This window comes from Ramlibacter lithotrophicus (assembly GCF_012184415.1).
GTDB classification, from domain to species: Bacteria; Pseudomonadota; Gammaproteobacteria; order Burkholderiales; family Burkholderiaceae_C; genus Ramlibacter; species Ramlibacter lithotrophicus.
In genome coordinates this window covers 183010-201333 of sequence record NZ_VTOX01000005.1, presented here as the reverse complement: position 1 = coordinate 201333, position 18324 = coordinate 183010, and the positions used below count along the sequence as shown (strand labels likewise).

The following is an 18324-nucleotide window of genomic DNA, read 5'->3' as shown; positions in this document are numbered from 1 at the left end:
TTTTTCTTTGACTCCACGAGATCATGAACGACGGTGCTCCCACGGTCCTGGGCACGGCCGATGACTTGCGCCGCGGGCTGCGGCGCGCGGGCCAGCTCAAGGGGCGCCAGCCGCAGGAAGGCGCGCTGCAGGAAGTGCGGGCGCTGATCGGCCCGCGCCCGGCCGAGGGCCACCGGCGCGACCTGCTGATCGAATACCTGCATCGCCTCAACGACGCCTGGCGTGGGCTGCACGAGCGGCACCTGGTGGCGCTGGCGCGCGAAATGAACATCCCCATGGCCGAGGTGATGGAAGTGGCGAGCTTCTACCACCACTTCGACCTGCTGCCGGGCGATGAGCCCGGCGCCGCGCTGACGGTGCGCGTGTGCGAGGGCCTGTCGTGCGAGATGGCCGGTGCGCGCGACCTGCTGGCCCGATTGCCATCCCTGGTCGGCCGCGACGTGCGGGTGGTCGCCGCGCCCTGCATCGGGCGCTGCGAGCAGGCGCCGGCCGCGCTGGTGGGGCAGGTGGCCGTACCGCAGGCGACGCCGGAGGTGGTCGCCCAGGCGGCCGCGAACGAATTGCAGCGGCCGCCGGCGCAGTGCGGCGCGGCCGGCGCTCCGGCCGGCTTCATCGGCTACCGCGAATACCGCGACGCCGGCGGCTATTCGACGGCCGCGGCCGTCGTGAACTGCGAGGACGATGCCGAGGACGTGCTGCGCGCGATGGAGCACTCCGGCTTGCGCGGGCTGGGTGGCGCCGGTTTTCCGGCCGGCCGCAAGTGGCGGATCGTGCGCGGGCAGGAGGGGCCGCGCTTCATGGCCGTCAACATCGACGAAGGCGAGCCCGGCACCTTCAAGGACCGGTTCTGGCTGGAGCGCGATCCGCACCGCTTCCTGGAAGGCATGCTGATCGCCGCGCAGGTGGTGGGCACGGAAGCCGTCTACATCTACCTGCGCGACGAGTACCACTCGTGCCGCGTGATGCTGGAATCCGAACTTGCCGCGCTGCAGGCCGACCCGCCCTGCCCGCTGCCGTACATCGAGTTGCGGCGCGGCGCCGGCGCCTACATCTGCGGCGAAGAGTCCGCGATGATCGAGAGCATCGAAGGCAAGCGCGGCGAGCCGCGGCTGCGCCCGCCGTACGTGGCGCAGGTGGGGCTGTTCGGTCGCCCAACGCTGGAACACAACTTCGAGACGCTGTTCTGGGTGCGCGACATCCTCGAGAAAGGGCCGGAATGGTTCGCCGGCGCCGGGCGCAACGGCCGCAGCGGACTGCGGTCCTTCAGCGTCAGCGGCCGCGTCGCGCAGCCGGGGGTGAAGCTGGCGCCGGCCGGCATCACGCTGCGGCAACTGGTCGACGAATACTGCGGCGGCATGGCGCCGGGCCACGAGCTGTACGCCTATCTTCCCGGGGGTGCTTCCGGCGGCATCCTGCCGGCGCGGCTGGCCGACGTGCCGCTGGACTTCGACACCTTGCAGCCGCACGGCTGCTTCATCGGATCGGCGGCGATCATCGTGCTCGGGCAGCACGACCGCGCGCGCGACGCGGCCCTGAACATGATGCGCTTCTTCGCCCACGAGAGCTGCGGCCAGTGCACGCCGTGCCGGGTCGGCACGGCCAAGGCGGCGCAGCTGATGGAGGCGCCCGGCTGGGACAACGCGACGCTGGCCGACCTGAACCAGGTGATGGCCGACGCGTCGATCTGCGGCCTCGGCCAGGCAGCGCCGAACCCGGTGCGCTGCGTGCAGGACTATTTCGCCCATGAAATCTGATCTCCCGCTCGTCGACTTCGAGCTGAACGGCGCCGCCGTGAAGGCCGTGGAGGGCGACACCATCCTGGAAGCGGCCCGCCGCGCCGGCGTAGCCATCCCGCACCTATGCCACAAGGACGGATACCGGCCGGACGGCAATTGCCGCGCCTGCGTCGTCGAGATCGCCGGCGAGCGCGTGCTGGCGCCCAGTTGCTGCCGGGCCGTGACGCCGGGCATGAAGGTGCAGTCGGACAGCGACCGCGCCCTCAAGAGCCAGCGCATGGTGCTGGAGCTGATGCTGGCAGACATGCCGGAGCAGGGCTACAAGTGGACGGACGCGCCCCTCACCCCACCCCGGCCCCTCGCTTCGCTCTCCCCAGCGGGGAGAGGGAGTGAAGAGCCCCCTCTCCCGCCTGCGGGAGAGGGTGGGGGTGAGGGTCTCCCGGGCCAGCACGGCGAATTGAGCCAATGGGCCGCGCGCCTGGGCGTCACCGCGCGCTCCGCCTTGAAGGCACTGCGCCGCGATCAGCCGGTCCCCGACCTGTCGCACCCGGCCATGGCCGTGAACCTCGACGCCTGCATCCAGTGCAAGCGCTGCGTGCGCGCCTGCCGCGAGGAGCAGGTCAACGACGTGATCGGCTATGCCCGGCGCGGCGCCGACAGCATCGTCGTGTTCGATCTCGGCGACGCCATGGGCGACAGCACCTGCGTCGCCTGCGGCGAGTGCGTGCAGGCCTGCCCCACCGGCGCCCTGATGCCCAGGACGCTGGTCGGCTCGCAGCGGGTCGACCGCGAAGTGGCGTCGGTGTGTCCTTTCTGCGGCGTCGGGTGCCTCGTCACCTACAAGGTCCGGGACGGGAAGCTCGTGGCCGTCGACGGCCGTGACGGCCCGGCCAACGGCAGCCGCCTGTGCGTCAAGGGGCGCTTCGGCTTCGATTACGCCCATCATCCGCACCGGCTCACGAAGCCGCTGATCCGCAAGTCCGGGGTCGCCAAGGACGGCAATGTCAGGCGCGACCCGGCGCGCTGGAGCGAAGTGTTCCGCGAAGCGAGCTGGGACGAGGCGCTCGATTTCGCGGCCGGCAAGCTCAGGACCTTGCGCGATGGCCACGGGCCCAAGGCGCTCGCGGGCTTCGGCTCGGCCAAGGGGACGAACGAAGAGGCCTACCTCTTCCAGAAGCTGGTGCGCACCGGCTTTGGCAGCAACAACGTCGACCATTGCACGCGCCTGTGCCATGCGTCCAGCGTCGCGGCGCTGCTCGAAGGCGTCGGCTCCGGCGCCGTGAGCAACCAGGTCAACGACATCCAGCACTCCGAGCTGATCATCGTGATCGGCTCCAACCCGACCAGCAACCATCCTGTGGCCGCGACCTGGATGAAGAACGCGGCCAGGACGGGCACGAAGATCGTCGTGGCCGATCCGCGCGCCACCGAGATCAGCCGGCACGCGTGGCGGACGCTGCAGTTCAAGGCGGACAGCGATGTCGCGCTGCTCAACGCGATGATCCACACGATCATCCAGGAGGGACTTGCCAACGAGGAGTTCATCGCGCAGCGCGCCAGCAACTATGAGGCACTGCGCGAGGGCGTTGCGCGCTTCAGCCCCGAAGCGATGGAGGGCGTGTGCGGCATTCCGGCCGCCACCATCCGCGAAGTGGCTCGCGCCTTTGCCACGGCCCGCAGCGCCATGATCCTGTGGGGCATGGGCGTCAGCCAGCATGTCCACGGCACCGACAACGCGCGCTGCCTGATCGCGCTGTGCGCCGTGGCGGGCCAGATCGGCAAGCCGGGCAGCGGCCTGCATCCGCTGCGCGGCCAGAACAACGTGCAGGGCGCGAGCGATGCCGGCCTGATCCCGATGATGTTCCCCAACTACCAGCGGGTGGACAACCACGACGCCCATGCGTGGTTCGAGCAGTTCTGGGGCACCAGGCTCGACGCGCAGCCGGGCTACACCGTGGTCGAGATCATGCACAAGGCGCTGGCGCCCCAGGGCGATCCGCACAAGGTCCGCGGCATGTACATCGCGGGCGAGAACCCGGCGATGAGCGATCCCGACCTGAACCACGCCCGCGCCGCGCTGGCGGCGCTGGAACACCTGGTGGTGCAGGACATCTTCATGACCGAGACCGCCTGGCTGGCCGACGTCGTGCTGCCGGCCACTGCCTGGCCGGAGAAGACCGGCACCGTCACCAACACCGACCGCATGCTGCAGCTGGGACGCCGGGCCATAGCCGCACCGGGCGAGGCGAAGCCGGACCTGTGGCTGATCCAGCAGATGGCGCGGCGGATGGGCCTCGCCTGGAACTATCCGGGCCCCGACGCCGGCGTCGCGGCCGTCTACGAGGAGATGCGGCAGGCGCAGCATGCCGCCATCGGCGGCATCAGCTGGGAGCGGCTGGAGCGCGAAGGCAGCGTCACCTATCCCTGCCTCGGCGAGGACGACCCCGGCCAGCCGATCGTGTTCGTCGACCGCTTCCCGACGCCGGACGGCCGGGTGAAGCTGGTGCCGGCCGGCCTCGTGCCGGCCGACGAGCAGACCGACGCCGCCTTCCCGTTCGTGCTGATCACCGGCCGGCAGCTGGAACACTGGCACACCGGCAGCATGACGCGCCGCTCGGCCGTGCTCGATGCCATCGAGCCGGTGGCGACGGCCTGCCTGTGCGGGGCGGACATCGAGGCGCTCGGCCTCGCGCCGGGCCAGCCGATCCGCGTGCGCTCGCGGCGCGGCGAAGTCGAACTGCAGGTGCGGCGCGACGACGGCACGGCGCCTGGCAGCGTGTTCATTCCGTTCGCGTACGCCGAAGCGGCGGCGAACCTGCTGACCAACGCGGCGCTCGACCCGTTCGGCAAGATCCCCGAGTTCAAGTACTGCGCCGTCGCGATCGAAGGCGTGGCCATCGCGTGAGCGCGTTTGCGTGAACGCGGCCGGCACCGCGGTCGAGAGTCCGTGCCGGCACCAGTGCTTCCCCCGAGGGCGCCCGTGGGCCCGATCAATTACAGTGCGCCGGATGACAGAGCGTCCCAGCATGGAAGTGGCGGTGATCATGCGCCGCGAGCGGCTCGCCAACCGGTGGCAGCCCTGGCGCTGGACGCTGGAAGACGTCGTGCCGCACGAGCCCTCCTTCGGCACCGGCCCGCGCCTGCTGGTGCAGGACGAGGCGGGCGAGCGCTGGCTGCATCCCGGCTTCACCGTGGAGCTGTTCCGCGATGACGCCGAAGGTTATTACCTGAACATCACCACGCCCGCGCCGTGCTGGTTCGTGATGTGGCGGATGGAGGAAGAACCGGGCCTGGCGGCCGAGCCGATTCCCCGGCCGGTGGTGGTGACGCTGAGCTACCACGACGCCGGGCGCTGGCTCGACGCGCAGGAAACCGTGGAGCAGGTGCCGGCGCCGCCCGACGTGATCGAGTGGGTCCGCGCCTTCGTCGACCAGCACTACGTGCAGGAGCCGAAGAAGCGGCGCCGGCCGCAGAGCTTTCGGGCGCTGCAGGACCGGTTCGGCAATCCGGCCTCGGTAACGACCGAAAAGAAATTCGGTGGCGGACATGAGTGACGGCTTCCTGGGCCGCTGGTCGCGCCGCAAGCTCGACGCCCGCGATGGCCGGCCCCTGCCCGAGGAGCCGCCCGAAGCTGCCGCGGCGCGAGCGCCCGTTGTGTCCGCGCTGCCGGCCGCGGCCGCGGATCCCGCGCCCGCCGCCGTCGTGGCGCAGCCCCCGGCGCCGGCTGCGGAAGTGCCGGTGCCGGCAGCCGACGAACCGCCGCCGCCGACGATGGATGACGTGCAGGCCCTCACCGCAGAGTCCGATTTCAGCCGCTTCGCGACCCGCGACGTCGCCGCCGACGTCAAGAACGCCGCCATGAAGAAGCTGTTCGCGGATCCGCGCTACAACGTCATGGACGGCATGGACGTCTACATCGACGACTATTCCCGGCCCGATCCGATGCCCGACAGCATGTTGCGCCAGCTCGCCAGCGCCTCCTTCCTGCGCCTGTTCGACGAGCCGCCCGGACCGCCGGAAGCCGGCGCGCAGCCGGGCCAGCCGAGGGATGTTGCGGATAACCACGCTGCCCGAAGCGTGGCACAGTCCACCACCGTTTCCGATGCCGCTGCCGCGCCGCCCAACGATGCCGACCCTGATCTGCGATTGCAACAAGACGATGCCCCTGCAGCCGGGGGCCCTGGGCAAGGCGCTGCGTGAGGATCTGACCCTCCACTCCAGCCTGTGCCGCCGCGAAGCCGGCGCCTTCCAGAAGGTGATCCAGGGTGGCGGCGAGGTGGTCGTGGCGTGCACCCAGGAGAAGCGCCTGTTCGCCGAGATCGGCGAGCGCACCGAGGGCGCCGTCGCCCCCGTGCGGTTCGTCAACATCCGCGAGACCGGCGGCTGGAGCCGGGATGCGGGCAAGGCGATGCCCAAGATCGCGGCGTTGCTGGCCGCGGCGCACCTGCCGGACCCGGATCCGGTGCCAACGGTGACCTACCGAAGCGCGGGCCGCCTGCTGGTGATCGGAGCGATGGAGGATGCCGAGCGCGCAGCCGCGCTCGTTGCCGACGTCCTCGACGTGACCATCTTCACGCAAGGCGGCGCCGGCGCGCAGGAGCGGCGCTACCCTGTGCTGGGCGGGCGCATCGATGCATTGCGCGGCTGGCTCGGCGCGTTCGAGCTGCAATGGACGGCCGGCAACCCGATCGACCTGGACCTGTGCACGCGCTGCAACGCGTGCGTCGTCGCCTGCCCCGAGAGCGCGATCGGCCTGGACTACCAGATCAACGCGGCGCTGTGCACCGGCCACCGCCAGTGCGTGAAGGCGTGCACGGTGGCGGGCGCCATCGACTTCGGGCGCGAGGCGCAGGCGCTCACCGAGCGCTTCGACCTCGTGCTGGACTTGCGTCCGGCCCCGGCGTTCCTCCAGCACGCACGGCCGCAAGGCTATTACCACGTGCCTGCCGCGAACTGGGCCGCGGCGGCGCTGCCGACGGTGCTCAAGCTGCGCGAGCTGGTCGGCGAATTCGAGAAGCCGAAATTCTTCGCCTACAAGCAGAAGCTGTGCGCGCACAGCCGCAACGAGAAGGTGGGCTGCAATGCCTGCATCGAGGTCTGCTCCGCGGAGGCGATCACGAGCGACGCGTCGCGCCAGCAGGTCAAGGTCAACGCCAACCTCTGCGTGGGCTGCGGCGCCTGCACCACGGTGTGCCCCACCGGCGCCATCAGCTACGCCTATCCCACGGCTGCCGCGCAAGGTCTGAAGATCCGCACGCTGCTGTCCACGTACCTGCAGGCGGGCGGCAAGGCCCCGGTGCTGTTGTTGCACAGCCAGGAAGGTGGCCAGGCGTTGGTCGAAGAGGTCGGCCGGGCCGCCCAGCTCGGCGTCGCGCAAGGCATTCCGGCCAACGTGATCCCGATGTCGGTGTGGCATACCGCGAGCCTCGGCGTCGATGTGTGGCTGAGCGCCGTGGCGATGGGTGCATCGCAGGTCGCCGTGCTGACGACTGGCGAGGAGGCGCCGCAGTACCTGGACGCGCTGCGCGAACAGATGGACGTTGCCGAGGCGGTGCTCGGCGGCCTGGGCTACGACGGCCGCCATTTCACGCTGCTGCAGGCCCGCACGCTCGGCGACCTCGACCAGGAACTGCAGCTGCTGGTACGGCAGCGTCCCGCGGCGCCGGAGCGGCCGGCGCAGTTTTCGCTCGCGCCGGAGAAGCGCGCGACGCTGGAACTCGCGCTCGACCATCTGGTGGAATACGCGCCGCTGCGGCCGGCGGTGGTGCCCATGCCGGCGCGTGGCTCGCCCTTCGGCAGCGTGCAGGTGAACAAAGACCGCTGCACCTTGTGCCTCAGCTGCGTCAGTGCCTGTCCGGCCAGCGCGGTGCAGGACAACGCGGCGCTCCCGCAATTGCGCTTCATCGAGAAGAACTGCGTCCAGTGCGGCCTGTGCGCCCGGACCTGCCCGGAGCAGGCGATCACGCTCGAGCCGCGGCTGCTGCTGGCGCGCGAGCGGCGCGAGGCCCGCGTGCTCAACGAAGCGCAGCCCTACGCCTGCGTGCGCTGCGGCAAGCCCTTCGGCACGCTTAAGGCGATCGAGGCGATGCTGGCGCGCCTGGGCGGCCATCCCATGTTCCAGGGGGCCGCCGCCGAGCGGCTCAAGATGTGCGGCGACTGCCGGGTGATCGACATCTACTCCGCGACCGACGAAGTGAAGATCACGGATCTCTAACCTAGATGAATACCTTGGGGTCGGATCCCGATTCAGGACCTCGATGCCTCCGGAGCGAAACAACGATGTACGAAATCGGGCTCTGACCCCGACACCTCGTGAGACCTTGGGGTCAGATCCCGATTCAGGACGAAGATGGCTCCGAAGCGTGAAAGTGGTGAACGAAATCGGGCTCTGACCCCAACACATCAATGAAATCCATTCCCGTCTCCTCCGCCCTCGACGAGGAAACCGCCCGCGCCGAGGTCTACGGCCTGCTGGCCCAGCTGTTCTATGCTCCGCCGCCGGCCGAACTGCTCGATGCGCTGCGGGTCGCGGTCACCGAGGCGCCGGTCGCCGGCGGCTTCCTGGAGGAACCGTGGCGGCAGGTCGTCGGCACCGCGCGCGAGACCGCGCCCGAGGCCGTGGCTGGGGAATACGCTGCCTTGTTCGGCGGGGTCGGCAAGCCCGAGGTCTACCTGTTCGCTTCGCACTACCTCAGCGGCTTCCTCAACGACAAGTCGCTCGCGCGGCTGCGCTCGGACCTGGCCGCGCTGGGCCTCGGGCGCGACGAGGCGATGCCGGAGACCGAAGACCACATTGCCTACCTGTGCGAGGTGATGCGCTACCTCATCGCCGGCGATGACGTCGCCGTCAGCAATCTCACGCGCCAGCGCGAGTTCTTCGCCGCCCACCTGCAGCCGTGGGTGAACGAACTGTGCGACGCGATCGAAGCTCATCCGAAAGCGAATTTCTATCGCGCGCTCGCGGGGTTTGCCCGCGCGTTCGCCAGCGTCGAGGCGCAGGCGTTCGACATGCTGGAATAGGGTTTTCCAAGGCGCGGCACACTGCAGAAGGCGGCGAACCTTGCACAAAGCTGTCTGCGGGGTTTCCATCATTGCACTGAACAGGTGCGCGGATTACATTCCAGCCGCGCATCCGGAATGCGCCACGAAGACAGGGAGACAGACGATGAAGCAGCCGAAGAGCCTCGTGTCACGCAGGACCTTGTTCGCCGGAGCCGGCACCGCCGGTGCGGTCGCCGCCGCGGCGACCCTGCTTCCGGGCATCACCCCCCAGGCCGAGCCTGCGCCGCAGGCCAAGGAGCCGCCGGCGCGCGGCGGCGGCTACCACGTGACCGATCACGTCAAGCGCTACTACCAGTCCACGCTCGTCTGACTCCCGCCCGCGGGCAGTCCATGCGTTTCCACGCTTCACATCGTTCCGGCGCTCGCTGCGACGCGCCCGGGCAGGAGTCGTCATCATGTTGCTGACCAAGAAGAACGGTTCGATCAACGCGGCGGGCCGGTCCCCGTTCGTCCACAGCCTCCAGCGCGGCCTGTCGCAGGCGCTGCCCACGATGGACCGGCGCGGCTTTCTGCGCCGGTCGGGCCTGGGCGTGGGGGTCGGCATCGCCGCCTCGTCGCTCGCGCTGGTGAAGAAGGCGCAGGCCGTCGAAGGCCGCGCGCCCGCCATCGGCCAGGGCAAGATCGAGGTCAAGCGTACCGTGTGCACCCACTGCTCGGTGGGCTGCGCGATCGACGCCGTGGTGGAAAACGGCGTCTGGGTGCGGCAGGAGCCGGTGTTCGACTCGCCGCTGAACCTCGGCGCGCATTGCGCCAAGGGCGCCGCGATCCGCGAGCATGGCCACGGCGAGTTCCGCCTGCGCTATCCGATGAAGCTGGTGAACGGCAAGTACCAGCGCATCAGCTGGGACCAGGCCTACGACGAGATCGCCGCCAAGATGCTCGAGCTGCGCAAGGCGAGCGGCCCGGATTCGGTCTACTGGATCGGCTCGTCGAAGCACAGCAACGAGCAGTCGTACCTGATGCGCAAGTTCGTCAGCCTGTGGGGCAGCAACAACTGCGACCACCAGGCGCGCATCTGCCACTCGACGACGGTGGCCGGCGTGGCGAACACCTGGGGCTACGGCGCCATGACCAACTCGTACAACGACATGCAGAACAGCAAGTGCGCGTTGTACATCGGCTCGAACGCCGCCGAGGCGCACCCGGTCTCCATGCTGCACATGCTGCACGCCAAGGAGCGGGGCACCAAGATGATCGTGTGCGACCCGCGCTTCACGCGCACGGCCGCCAAGGCGGACCACTACATCCGCTTCCGCTCCGGCACCGACATCCCGGTGCTGTTCGGCATCCTGTATCACATCTTCAAGAACGGCTGGGAAGACAAGAAGTACATCAACGACCGCGTCTACGGCATGGACGAGGTGAAGGCCGACGTCATGGCGAAGTGGACGCCGGACAAGGTGTTCGAGGCTTCCGGCGTGCCCGAGGAGCAGATCTACAAGGCCGCCGAGATGATGGCCAAGAACCGGCCGTCCACCATCGTGTGGTGCATGGGGCAGACGCAGCATTCCATCGGGAACGCCATGGTGCGCGCGTCGTGCATCCTGCAGCTGGCGCTGGGCAACGTCGGCGTGTCGGGCGGCGGCGCCAACATCTTCCGCGGCCACGACAACGTGCAGGGCGCTACCGACATCGGCCCCAATCCGGATTCGCTGCCCGGCTACTACGGCATCCCCGAGGGTTCGTGGCGTCACTTCGCCAAGGTGTGGGGCGTCGACTACGACTGGATCAAGGGCCGCTTCGCGAGCCCGGCGATGATGAGCAAGCCGGGGATCACGGTCTCGCGCTGGATCGACGGGGTGCTGGAGAAGAACGAGCTGATCGACCAGGACCCGAACCTGCGCGCCGTCGTCTACTGGGGCCATGCGCCGAACTCGCAGTCGCGCGGGCTGGAGATGAAGCGGGCGATGGACAAGCTGGACCTGCTGGTCGTGATCGACCCGTACCCGTCCGCCACGGCGGCGATGGCGGCGATGCCGGGCAAGCCGGAGGACCTGAACCCCAACCGCGCCGTCTACCTGCTGCCGGCCGCGACGCAGTTCGAGACCAGTGGGTCGGTTACGGCGTCGAACCGGTCGATCCAGTGGCGCGAGAAGGTGATCGAGCCGCTGTGGGAGAGCCGCAGCGACCAGATGATCATGCACCAGCTGGCGGAGAAGCTGGGCTTCGGCAAGGAACTGTCGAAGAACTTCAAGATGCAGAAGGTCAAGGGCATGGACGAGCCCATGCCCGAGGAGATCCTGCGCGAGGTGAACCGCAGCGTGTGGACCATCGGCTACACCGGGCAGAGCCCCGAGCGGCTGAAGGCTCACATGCGCAACATGGGTGCGTTCGACGTGAAGACGCTCAAGGCCAAGGGCAACGTCAAGGACGCGCAGACCGGCTACGACCTGACCGGCGACTATTTCGGGCTGCCCTGGCCGTGCTTCGGCACGCCGGAGCTCAAGCATCCCGGCTCGCCGAACCTGTACGACACCAGCAAGCACGTGATGGACGGCGGCGGGAACTTCCGCGCCAACTTCGGCGTGGAGCGCAACGGCAAGAACCTGCTGGCGGAGGACGGCTCCGCGTCGCTGGGGGCCGACATCCAGACCGGCTATCCCGAATTCGACCATGTGCTGCTCAAGAAGCTGGGCTGGTGGGACGAGCTCACCGACGCGGAGAAGGCCGCGGCCGAAGGCAAGAACTGGAAGACCGATTCGTCGGGCGGCATCATCCGCGTGGCCATGAAGAACCACGGGTGCCACGTCTTCGGCAACGCGAAGGCCCGCGCCGTGGTCTGGAACTTCCCCGACGGCGTGCCGCAGCACCGCGAGCCGATCTACAGCACGCGCCCGGACCTGGTCGCCAAGTACCCCACGCACGACGACAAGAAGGCGTTCTGGCGGCTGCCGACGCTGTACAAGACGCTGCAGCAGAAGAACCTCACGGACAAGGTGCACGAGAAGTTCCCGCTGATCCTGAGCTCGGGCCGGCTGACCGAATACGAAGGCGGCGGCGACGAGACGCGCTCGAATCCGTGGCTCGCCGAACTGCAGCAGGAAGCCTTCGTGGAGATCAACCCGAAGGCGGCCGCCGAACGCGGCATCCGCAACGGCGACCGCGTCTGGCTGATGACGCCGACGGGCGCGCGGCTGAACGTGCAGGCGCTGGTGACCGAGCGCGTCGGGCCGGACACGTGCTGGATGCCGTTCCACTTCGCCGGGCGCTGGCAGGGCACCGACATGCTGCCGTACTACCCGAGCGGGGCCGCGCCGGTGGTGCGCGGCGAGGCCGTGAACACCGCGACGACCTACGGCTATGACAGCGTCACCATGATGCAGGAAACCAAGACGACGATCTGCAACGTCGAGAAGGTCACGGCATGAGCACGGCAGGACAGACAGCGCAACAGCTGAATCGGGAGGCTTGACATGGCACGAATGAAATTTGTCTGCGATTCCGAGCGCTGCATCGAATGCAACAGCTGCGTGACCGCCTGCAAGAACGAGCACGAGGTGCCGTGGGGCGTCAACCGCCGCCGCGTCGTCACGCTCAACGACGGCGTCCCGGGCGAGCGGTCGATCTCGGTGGCGTGCATGCACTGCTCGGACGCGCCGTGCATGGCCGTGTGCCCGGTGAACTGCTTCTACCGCACCGACGAAGGCGTGGTGCTGCACGACAAGGACGTGTGCATCGGCTGCGGCTACTGCAGCTATGCCTGTCCGTTCGGCGCACCGCAGTTCCCGGCGTCGGGCACGTTCGGCGTGCGCGGCAAGATGGACAAGTGCACGTTCTGCGCCGGCGGGCCCGAGGCCAACGGCTCGCAGGCGGAGTTCGAGAAGTACGGGCGCAACCGCCTGGCCGAAGGCAAGCTGCCGGCGTGCGCCGAGATGTGCTCGACCAAGGCGCTGCTCGGCGGCGACGGCGACGTCGTGGCGGACATCTTCCGCAACCGGGTGATCACGCGTGGCAAGGGTGCCGAAGCCTGGGGCTGGGGCACGGCCTACGGTTCCAAGCAGGCGGGCCAGCCGCCGGGAGGCAAGTCATGAAACCGCGCATCACCATCATCTTCCTGGCGGCCGGGCTGGCCGCGCTGGCCGGCTGCACGGAAAAGCCGCAGACGCTCGAAAGCGGCGTGAAGGTCGATAGCGCCGCGTTCCAGGGTACCGGCTATCCGTTCGCGGCTGCCGGCTGGAAGCAGGGCGAGAAGGCGAGCTGGGAGCAGCAGCTGAAAACCCGCACGGTGAACGGGCAGAACGAATACACCAAGGTCAGGTGAGGAAGGCCGCCATGTTGCGATCACTGCTGCTGGGATCCCTGCTGGCGCTCAGCCTCGCGGCCGTGGCGCAGACCAAGGCGCCCGACGACCCGGCGCCGGCGGGCGCCGGCGTGCCGTCCCAGGGCGGCATCCAGGGCCAGAACATCTTCGACGTGAAGCCCGAGGTCAAGCCCGACGCCAGCTCCGACCCGGACTACATGAAGCAGAACAACGCCCAACGCAACCGCGTCCAGCCGGGCAACAACGCGCCGATGTGGCGCGGCGTCGCCGGCGGCATCGAGGGCTACTCCAGCCTGCCCAGGTCGCAGGCGCCGGAGGCCGGCGTCCTGATCCAGGGGCCGGTGCAGTATCCAGGGTCGCGCCTGACCACGGCCGGCGAAGCCTGGCGGCAGGTCCGCAACAACTGGATCATTCCCTACGGCGGCGCGCTGTTCCTCATCGTCCTGGGCGCGCTGGCGCTGCTGTTCCTCGCGCGCGGGCCCATCGGGCACAGCGACACCGAGGCCGGCGGCGCGCGCATCGAGCGGTTCACCGCCTTCGAGCGTTCGGCGCACTGGGCCAACGCGATCGCGTTCGTGATCCTGGCCGTTTCCGGCCTGGTCATGGCCTTCGGGAAATTCTTCATGCTGCCGGTGCTCGGGCTGACCTTGTACGGCTGGCTGACGTACCTGCTGAAGAACCTGCACAACTTCGCCGGGCCGGTATTCGCCGTCTCGCTGGTGATCATCATCGTCGCCTTCGTGCGCGACAACCTGCCCCAGCGCGGCGACCTGAAATGGCTGCTGAAGATGGGCGGGACGTTGAGCAAGAACGGCCAGGAACTGCCGTCGCACCGGTTCAATGCCGGCGAGAAGGTGGTCTTCTGGCTCGGCACGTTCCTGTTCGGCATCATCGCGGTGGGCTCCGGCCTGGTCATGGACCACCTGATTCCCGGCGTTGTCTACGACCGCCAGACCATGCAGGTGACCCACATGGTGCATTCGATCGCGGCCGTCCTGATGATGTCCGTGCTGGCGCTGCACATCTACCTGGGAACCGTCGGCGTGCGCGGCGCCTACCGCGCGATGCGCAACGGCTATGTGGGCGACGAATGGGCGCGCGAGCATCACGCGTACTGGTACGAAGACATCCAGGCCGGGCGCGTGCCCGCGCAGCGCAGCCGCCCCGCCGGCGGTGCACCCGAAGACATCAAGAACGTTCGCCCGGCGTGAAGCGGGCGGGAGACACAGCGATGAAACGAGTTCTGCTTCCGGTGACCCTGGCCATCGCCTGCGGCGTCGTGGCCGCCAAGCTGCCGCCGCCCGACGACGCCACCAAGGCCAAGGCCGCCGAAACGGCCGCCAAGGCCGCATGGCAGGCGAAGGTCGACGGTTTCCTGCTGTGCAAGTCGCAGGACCGGGTCGCGGCGCTCTACAAGGCCAACGCCGGGAAGCAGGCGAAGCCGGCGCCGGCGGGCACGGCCATGCCGGTCGCGGCCCCCGCGGCGCCGCAGGCGGGCGCCAGCGGCGCAGCGGCACCGGCCGCGGGTGCCAGCGCCGCGGGGACCCCGGTTGCGGCCACTCCGCCGCCGCCGTGCCAGGACCCGGGGCCGTTCGCGTACAACCCGCCGGAGCAAAAGCCGCTGGAGACGGCGGGTGCCCATTCGCCCAGCGGGACCGCGGCCTCGCCGCCCAGCGTGAAGCCGCACTCGGGGCAGATGCCGGCGCCCACGGCGCCGCAGAAGAAGCCCTGAACACCGCCGGGGCGTGATCCTTCGGGGGCCGGGCGGGGCAGCGCCGGCCCTTTTGCTGTAGCCTTGGGCGTTCCGTTTGTCCAAGAGCGCCCGCGCCCGACCCCCACCTTGCCTGCACCGATGGCCCTGCCTGAACTCACCTCTGCCCGTGCGCCGCTGACGCGTGAGATCGAGACGGTGAACGAGCGCGGCGAGCGCGCCCGCATCCCGATTCCGGCCGAGCGCCCGCTGACGCTGTACGTCGACAAGCGCGAACTGGTGACCCTGATGACGCTCGGCGCGCACCCGGAATGGCTGGTGCTCGGCTACCTGCGCAACCAGCGCTTCGTGCCCGCGCTGGCCGACATCCGCTCGGTCACGGTCGACTGGGACGTGGGCGCGGCCGCCGTGAAGACGCGGGCCGGCATCGCCAGGCTCAAGGAGCGCACCGCCCGCCGCGTCGTGACCACCGGCTGCGGGCAGGGCAGCGTGTTCGGTGGCCTCATGGACGAAATCGAATCGATCGCGCTGCCCGAGGCCGCCATGACGCAGGCCCAGCTCTACGGCATCGTCAATGCGATCCGGCTGCAGGAAAGCACGTACAAGTCGGCCGGCTCCGTGCACGGCTGCGCGTTGTTCCGCGGCGAGCAGATGCTGCTGTTCGTCGAGGACGTGGGCCGCCACAACGCGATCGACACCATCGCGGGCTGGCTGTGGCTGCAGCAGCACGACCCGGCCAGCCCGCTGGCCGGCGCCGACCCGGCATCCTTCGTGTTCTACACGACCGGGCGCCTCACGAGCGAGATGGTGATCAAGTCGGCCCAGATGGGCGTGCCGATCGTCATCTCCCGCAGCGGCATCACGCAGATGGGGCACGAGATCGCGGAGCGCCTGGGCCTGTGCGCGATCGGGCGTGCGACCAACAAGCATTTCCTGTGCTACACGGCCGCGCAGCGGCTGGTGCTGCAGCCGGAACTGGCCGGGCCCGCGCCGCTGCGCGCCGTCGCGTGATGACGTCGGCCTGGGGGCTCGGCTGGCGCACGCTGTGGCGCGACCTGCGCGCCGGCGAACTGCGCCTGCTGCTGGTCGCCGTCGTGCTGGCCGTCGCGGCGCTCACCGCCGTCGGCTTCTTCGCCGACCGGCTCAAGGGCGGCCTGGCGCGCGACGCCCGGCAACTGCTCGGCGGCGATGCAGTGGTCGCCAGCGACAACCCGACGCCGCCCGCCTTCGTGGACAAGGCGAGGTCGCTGGGGCTGGCCGGCATCTCGACCCTCAACTTCCCGACGATGGCGCGCGCGCCCGACGCCCAGGGCGGCGCCAGCAAACTGGTGGCGCTGAAGGCGGTGCCGGCGGGCTATCCCTTGCGCGGCAACCTGCAGACCGCCCCGGCACCGGAGGCGAAGGCAAGCAGCACCCGCGACGTTCCGGCGCCGGGCGAGGCCTGGGTCGATCGCTCGCTGCTCGAATTGCTGGGCCTGAAGACCGGCGACCCGCTGCTGCTCGGCGACATCCGCCTGCGCATCGCCCGCGTGATCGTGCTGGAGCCCGATCGCGGCACCGGGTTCGTGAATTTCGCGCCGCGGGTGATGATCAACGAGGCGGACCTGCCGGCCAGCAACCTCGTCCAGCCGGCCAGCCGCGTGTCCTGGCGGTTCGCCGTCGCCGGCAGCGACGCCCAGGTGGCACGCTTCGTCGCGTGGGCCGCCGAGGAGGTAAAGAGTCCGACGGTGCGCGGCGTGCGCGTCGAGTCGCTCGAGGGCGGCCGGCCGGAGATGAAGCAGACGCTCGAGCGCGCCGAGAAATTCCTGAATCTCGTCGCGTTGCTGGCCGCGCTGCTGAGCGCCGTGGCCGTCGCGCTGGCAGCCCGCGGCTTTGCCGCCGCCCATCTCGACGATTGCGCCATGCTCCGGGTGCTCGGCCAGAGCCAGCGCACCATCGCGTTCGCCTACACCTTCGAATTCGCTCTCGTCGGCATCGTCGGCAGCCTGGTGGGCGTGGCGATCGGCTACGGCGTGCACTTCGTCTTCGTGCTGCTGCTGGCGGGCCTGGTGGAGACCGCCTTGCCGGCGGCCGGCTGGTGGCCGGTCGGCTTCGGTCTCGGCATGGGCCTCACGCTGCTGTTTGCCTTCGGCCTGCCGCCCGTGCTGCAGCTCGCGCAGGTGCCGCCGCTGCGCGTCATCCGGCGCGACGTCGGCAACCTCAAGCCGGCGTCGGCCGCCGTGCTGGGCGTGGGCATCGCCGGCTTCGCGGCCCTGCTGCTGGCGGCGAGTAGCGACCTCTGGCTGGGTGCGATCGCGGTCGGCGGATTCGGCGCCGCCGTCGTCGTGTTTGCCGGCCTGAGCTGGGTGGCGGTGAAGGTGCTGCGGCGGGTCGTGAACGAGAACACCGCGCCGCGCTGGCTGGTGCTGGCCGTGCGCCAGATCTCCGCCCGCCCCGCCTACGCGGTGGTGCAGGTGAGCGCGCTGGCGGTGGGCCTGCTGGCGCTGGTGCTGCTGGTGCTGCTGCGCACGGACCTGATCGCGAGCTGGCAGAAGGCGACGCCGCCCGACGCACCGAACCGCTTCGTCATCAACGTGATGCCGGAACAGAGCGATGCCTTCCAGCGCACGCTGCGCGAGGCCGGCGTGCGTCAGTTCGACTGGTATCCGATGATCCGCGGGCGCCTCGTGGCCGTGAACGGGCGTCCCGTTTCGCCGGACGACTACGTGGAGAACCGCGCGCAGCGCCTGGTGGACCGCGAATTCAATCTGTCGCATAGCGCCGCACCGCCGCCGCACAACGAAGTGGTCGCCGGCCAGTGGCGGCCCGAGGAGCGGGGCGCGGTCAGCGTCGAGGAAGGCATCGCCAAGACCCTGGGGCTCAAGCTCGGGGATACCTTGCGCTTCGACATCGGCGGCATGCAGCTGGACTCGAGGATCACCTCGCTGCGCAAGGTGGACTGGGGCTCGATGCGCGCCAACTTCTTCGTGATGTATCCGGTCGGCGAGATGCCCGAGGTGCCGGTCACCTACATGGGAGCGTTCCGCGCGCCCGAGCGCCAGGGCTTCGACAACCAGCTGGTGCGCGCCTTCCCGAACATCACCAACGTGGACATGACCAGCACCATCAACCAGGTGCAGGGCGTGCTGGACAAGGTGATCCGGGCCGTGGAGTTCCTGTTCGGGTTCACGCTGGCGGCGGGCGTCGTGGTGCTGTTCGCGGCCGTCACGGCCACGCGCGAGGAGCGGGCGCGCGAGTTCGCCATCATGCGCGCCGTCGGCGCCGGCAGCGCGCTGCTGCGGCAGGTGCAGCGGGCGGAGCTGATCGGGGTCGGCCTGCTGGCCGGCTTGCTCGCCAGCCTCGTGGCGAGCGCCGTGGGTTGGGGCCTCGCACGGTATGCGTTCGGCTTCGACTGGACGGCTTCGCCGTGGGTGGCCGTGATCGGCGCCCTGGCTGGCGCCGTGCTGGCGCTGGCCGCCGGGTGGTGGGGCCTGCGCGAGGTGCTGAACCGGCCCGTGGTCGAAACGCTGCGGCGGGCACCGCAGTAGGCGGGCATGGCCGTGTGCCGGTGCCCG

At 69.7% G+C, this 18324-nt stretch carries 14 protein-coding genes; all 14 read left to right on the top strand.

The annotated features are described in order from the left end of the window. Positions 1-23 precede the first annotated feature (23 nt). The gene (locus tag RAMLITH_RS15515) at positions 24-1754 is read left to right on the top strand and encodes an NADH-ubiquinone oxidoreductase-F iron-sulfur binding region domain-containing protein (RefSeq protein WP_168108339.1); all 1731 of its coding nucleotides are present in this window, start codon (positions 24-26) and stop codon (positions 1752-1754) included. Beyond that, complete coding sequence (fdhF, locus tag RAMLITH_RS15510) at positions 1744-4641, top strand: formate dehydrogenase subunit alpha (RefSeq protein ID WP_168108338.1); 2898 nt, start codon at positions 1744-1746, stop codon at positions 4639-4641. The genes RAMLITH_RS15515 and fdhF overlap by 11 nt, the downstream gene beginning before the upstream one ends. A 103-nt stretch (positions 4642-4744) precedes the next feature. Beyond that, complete coding sequence (locus RAMLITH_RS15505; protein WP_181017788.1) at positions 4745-5290, top strand: DUF3305 domain-containing protein; 546 nt, start codon at positions 4745-4747, stop codon at positions 5288-5290. Next, the gene (locus tag RAMLITH_RS15500) at positions 5283-5936 is read left to right on the top strand and encodes a DUF3306 domain-containing protein (protein WP_168108336.1); all 654 of its coding nucleotides are present in this window, start codon (positions 5283-5285) and stop codon (positions 5934-5936) included. Before RAMLITH_RS15505 ends, RAMLITH_RS15500 begins: the two co-directional genes overlap by 8 nt. Then, positions 5896-7950, top strand: a complete 2055-nt coding sequence (locus RAMLITH_RS15495) for a 4Fe-4S binding protein (RefSeq protein WP_168108335.1) — start codon at positions 5896-5898, stop codon at positions 7948-7950. The genes RAMLITH_RS15500 and RAMLITH_RS15495 overlap by 41 nt, the downstream gene beginning before the upstream one ends. Before the next feature lie 191 nt (positions 7951-8141). After that, positions 8142-8756, top strand: coding sequence for a TorD/DmsD family molecular chaperone (locus RAMLITH_RS15490; protein WP_168108334.1), 615 nt, complete (start codon positions 8142-8144; stop codon positions 8754-8756). Positions 8757-8901: 145 nt separating this feature from the next. Beyond that, a complete protein-coding gene (locus tag RAMLITH_RS15485; protein ID WP_168108333.1) occupies positions 8902-9108 on the top strand; it encodes a formate dehydrogenase in 207 nt (68 codons plus the stop codon). Between the two features lie 85 nt (positions 9109-9193). After that, positions 9194-12166: a formate dehydrogenase subunit alpha gene (locus RAMLITH_RS15480; RefSeq protein WP_168108332.1), complete on the top strand. Its 2973-nt coding sequence runs from the start codon at positions 9194-9196 to the stop codon at positions 12164-12166. A gap of 45 nt (positions 12167-12211) precedes the next feature. Continuing rightward, complete coding sequence (fdh3B, locus tag RAMLITH_RS15475) at positions 12212-12829, top strand: formate dehydrogenase FDH3 subunit beta (RefSeq protein ID WP_168108331.1); 618 nt, start codon at positions 12212-12214, stop codon at positions 12827-12829. Next, complete coding sequence (locus RAMLITH_RS15470) at positions 12826-13059, top strand: hypothetical protein (protein ID WP_168108330.1); 234 nt, start codon at positions 12826-12828, stop codon at positions 13057-13059. The genes fdh3B and RAMLITH_RS15470 overlap by 4 nt, the downstream gene beginning before the upstream one ends. An 11-nt stretch (positions 13060-13070) precedes the next feature. Beyond that, positions 13071-14270 carry a formate dehydrogenase subunit gamma gene (locus RAMLITH_RS15465; RefSeq protein ID WP_168108329.1) on the top strand — a complete coding sequence of 400 codons (1200 nt, stop codon included), beginning with the start codon at positions 13071-13073 and terminating at the stop codon, positions 14268-14270. A gap of 20 nt (positions 14271-14290) precedes the next feature. Further along, a complete protein-coding gene (locus tag RAMLITH_RS15460; RefSeq protein WP_168108328.1) occupies positions 14291-14791 on the top strand; it encodes a hypothetical protein in 501 nt (166 codons plus the stop codon). Between the two features lie 120 nt (positions 14792-14911). Beyond that, positions 14912-15781 (top strand): formate dehydrogenase accessory sulfurtransferase FdhD, encoded by an 870-nt coding sequence (locus tag RAMLITH_RS15455; protein ID WP_168108327.1) that lies wholly within the window; start codon positions 14912-14914, stop codon positions 15779-15781. After that, entirely contained in the window at positions 15781-18297 is a 2517-nt protein-coding gene (locus tag RAMLITH_RS15450; protein WP_168108326.1) for an ABC transporter permease, read from the top strand. The genes RAMLITH_RS15455 and RAMLITH_RS15450 overlap by 1 nt, the downstream gene beginning before the upstream one ends. The last annotated feature ends 27 nt before the right edge of the window (positions 18298-18324 follow it).